The 2,718-nt window shown below is 36.4% G+C and carries 3 protein-coding genes and 1 pseudogene; all 4 read left to right on the forward strand.

The features are described 5' to 3' along the window. On the forward strand, positions 1-393 hold a 393-nt coding region (locus tag FKM52_RS21245), incomplete at its 5' end, for an HYD1 signature containing ADP-ribosyltransferase family protein (RefSeq protein WP_220446302.1). Beyond that, positions 390-668, forward strand: a complete 279-nt coding sequence (locus FKM52_RS21250; RefSeq protein WP_141178084.1) for a DUF6881 domain-containing protein — start codon at positions 390-392, stop codon at positions 666-668. The genes FKM52_RS21245 and FKM52_RS21250, both read left to right, overlap by 4 nt. Positions 669-1,836: 1,168 nt before the next feature. After that, positions 1,837-2,094, forward strand: a pseudogene (locus tag FKM52_RS21845) (DNA/RNA non-specific endonuclease); the annotation flags it as partial. Between the two features lie 142 nt (positions 2,095-2,236). Then, positions 2,237-2,524, forward strand: coding sequence for an NTF2 fold immunity protein (locus FKM52_RS22260; RefSeq protein ID WP_141178086.1), 288 nt, complete (start codon positions 2,237-2,239; stop codon positions 2,522-2,524). The last annotated feature ends 194 nt before the right edge of the window (positions 2,525-2,718 follow it).

The following is a 2,718-nucleotide window of genomic DNA, read 5'->3' on the forward strand; positions in this document are numbered from 1 at the left end:
ACGTGGATCGATCCGTTAGGGTTAACTACAGGTGGATGCGGTGTTACTAAAAGTAATAAAAATATTCTATATCATTACACTGACGATGATGGTTTAGCAGGTATATTGAAATCAAAAGAAATGCGTCCGTCTTTGAAAGCTAATAATCCTAAAGATGCCCGTTATGGGGACGGCCAGTATTTTACCGATATTATTCCCGGAACCAAAACAAATGCTCAGTTATCGAGAAAATTTATTCGAATTCCGTTCTTAGGTGATAAATTCAAAAATTATATAGCAGTAGACGTCACAGGATTAGATGTAGTTAAAGGGCGAGATGGTGTTTTTGTTATTCTTAATGACGGAAACTTAAATATTAATGGAAGGGTTGTTGGTTTTGGGGTAAATGAATGAAGTATATAAAAGTGCATTGGGAACATTCATTTGATGATGAGCCTACTGAACTGTACAGTGAAATAGATGATAGCCGATATGAGGTTCGTAAGGTGGAAGTGTTTTCTACTGGAGACTTAACTTTTTCCGATCAATCTACACCTAAAAATATTTCAACGCTGGGTGAATTACCAATTCCATCTTTAAATGAAATAAATCAAGATCCTCAATTTAAGGCAATATATATAGATGCCGATGAATTCGAAAATGTATGGATAAAAGCCATTAAAAAATAAATAAAAGCCGGGAATATTAAATCTTTCCGGCTTTTTATTATTTAATTTAATGGATGTATTTTTTTATGATTTATTCAATCCTGGGGCAACAGAGCCTTATTACGATGGTATTTCCAATGATATTGATCGAAGGATTAGGGAGCATATTGATTCGGATAGGGTAACACTTGGTTCCAGAATGCAAACTATTGATACAAATGTAGCTTATGGAAAGGTCAGAGGCTACGAACAATATTATATCGAGGAATATAAAACCCGAACAGGGACGATAGGTGAAGATATACCTCTACTCACAGTGGCAATAAATATAATTCATTTGACCATAGTCGAACTGATGTAAGGGGGCAAGCATTTGAGGCAGCGTATAACAGCAAGTAGAATGGTTTAGGTGGAAAAACAAAGGGGCGTGGATGAGTGATTTTAAATTTTGGGCTTGGGATAAAAATCCGAGAACAATGCTTCGTTATGTGAAACCCGGTGGTATATTCTGTTTTAAATTAGGGGGATAAATTTTGCTTTGGTAGGGTAATATCTAAAATAATAACTGGACATGTTGCTAAATTTTTTGATTATATATCAGTCAAGCCAGAAAATGTCTGAGCAACAGATTAATGTGGCAAAAAGAGTTGATTCGCCTATTGTAATTGATACTTATGGTTTATTTGATAAAAGGATACAAAGATGGTGACTGGAGAATAATAGGTCACCAGGGCAATTTTTCTCCTGTAGATATTGAAAATGTATATTTTACATACGGGCTTGAAAATTCATGTAAGAAAGTTGATGTTCATTGATAATGAAACTTCCATATCCAAAGAAGAATCAATGAAATAACCAAAATTAAGTCTATATGGCGATTATGATATTAAAAAGTTATTAAAAAATACCTAAAAATAAAGCCGGGGCAGATCATCAAACCTTCCCGTTTTTTTATTTTTTAAGTTGCTAATTTACGAGCTAAAGAATTGATATGTAGTATACATATGCTTTGAATCCGCTGACGTAGGCCGACCCATTGGGGTTGTTATGCACAGCTGATGTAATCCGAAGTGTTGACAGACAACCTTTATCGGCAAAGGGTACGATAGGTAAGGCAGATATTGGAACAGGCACCCCAACTAACTAATCGTCACGAGCCTGGGCTAGAGCGTTAGGTAATGATAATGATGATGCCGGACATATATTGGGAAAAATCCTCGGTGGACAAGGAGGCAAGGACAATGTATTCCCACAATTACCAACTATTAACCGCGGTGATTATCGAATTTTTGAAAAAGAAATTCGAGCCTATATCCAAACAACAGGGCGTTCGGTAGAACTCGAATGGCGATTTATCTATGGTAACGGAGGGACTCGGTCAACTCAAATAATTTATGATGTGTTTGATAATGGCAATAAAATCCTCTCTGATATTTTTGCGAATTAGGGAATTAAAAAATGAATTTAACAGAGCAAGCTATAAGAACTTTAAAATATTTTTTTTCGGATATGAATAAATGGGAGACCTATTGGTATAATTTGAAAAATGAAAATCCAAATGTGGATTACAAAAGTGAACAAAAAAAGAAATTGATACTATTTATGCAAAATACTTAACACACAACGAAAGAAAGCTGGGAAGGCAAGTATCTTTGTCTACCCGATTCCCGTCAACATTTTGTCCCAGTGATGAAATTATTGGGTGCGAGTTAAGTGCCGACAATAAAAAAATAAGCATTGAGGTTCAGCAAAAATTTAAAACGGGAGTTGAACGCAAATTTCGCTATAAGTTAATTTTAAAAAATAACGAATGGCGAGTAGACAGAAGAGAAATATTTGATTCTTACGATAATAAATGGATAAAGGATAATTTATAAATAGGCACGCAGTTACGACTCTGGCTGTGCTGTGATTATAACTAAGCGGGGCTGCCTGTAGCACCGTCCATGCAATAATGCGCTTTGCACAAGATATGATGAGCGCCCGCCGTACCGGTAAGACGTTTACGCGCCACGACGAGCGGAAAGAGAGCACCGAATTTCTATGGTGCGGGCCGCGCGGTGTGGCGGGG

The organism is Mixta tenebrionis (assembly GCF_006517625.1).
GTDB classification, from domain to species: domain Bacteria; phylum Pseudomonadota; class Gammaproteobacteria; order Enterobacterales; family Enterobacteriaceae; genus Mixta; species Mixta tenebrionis.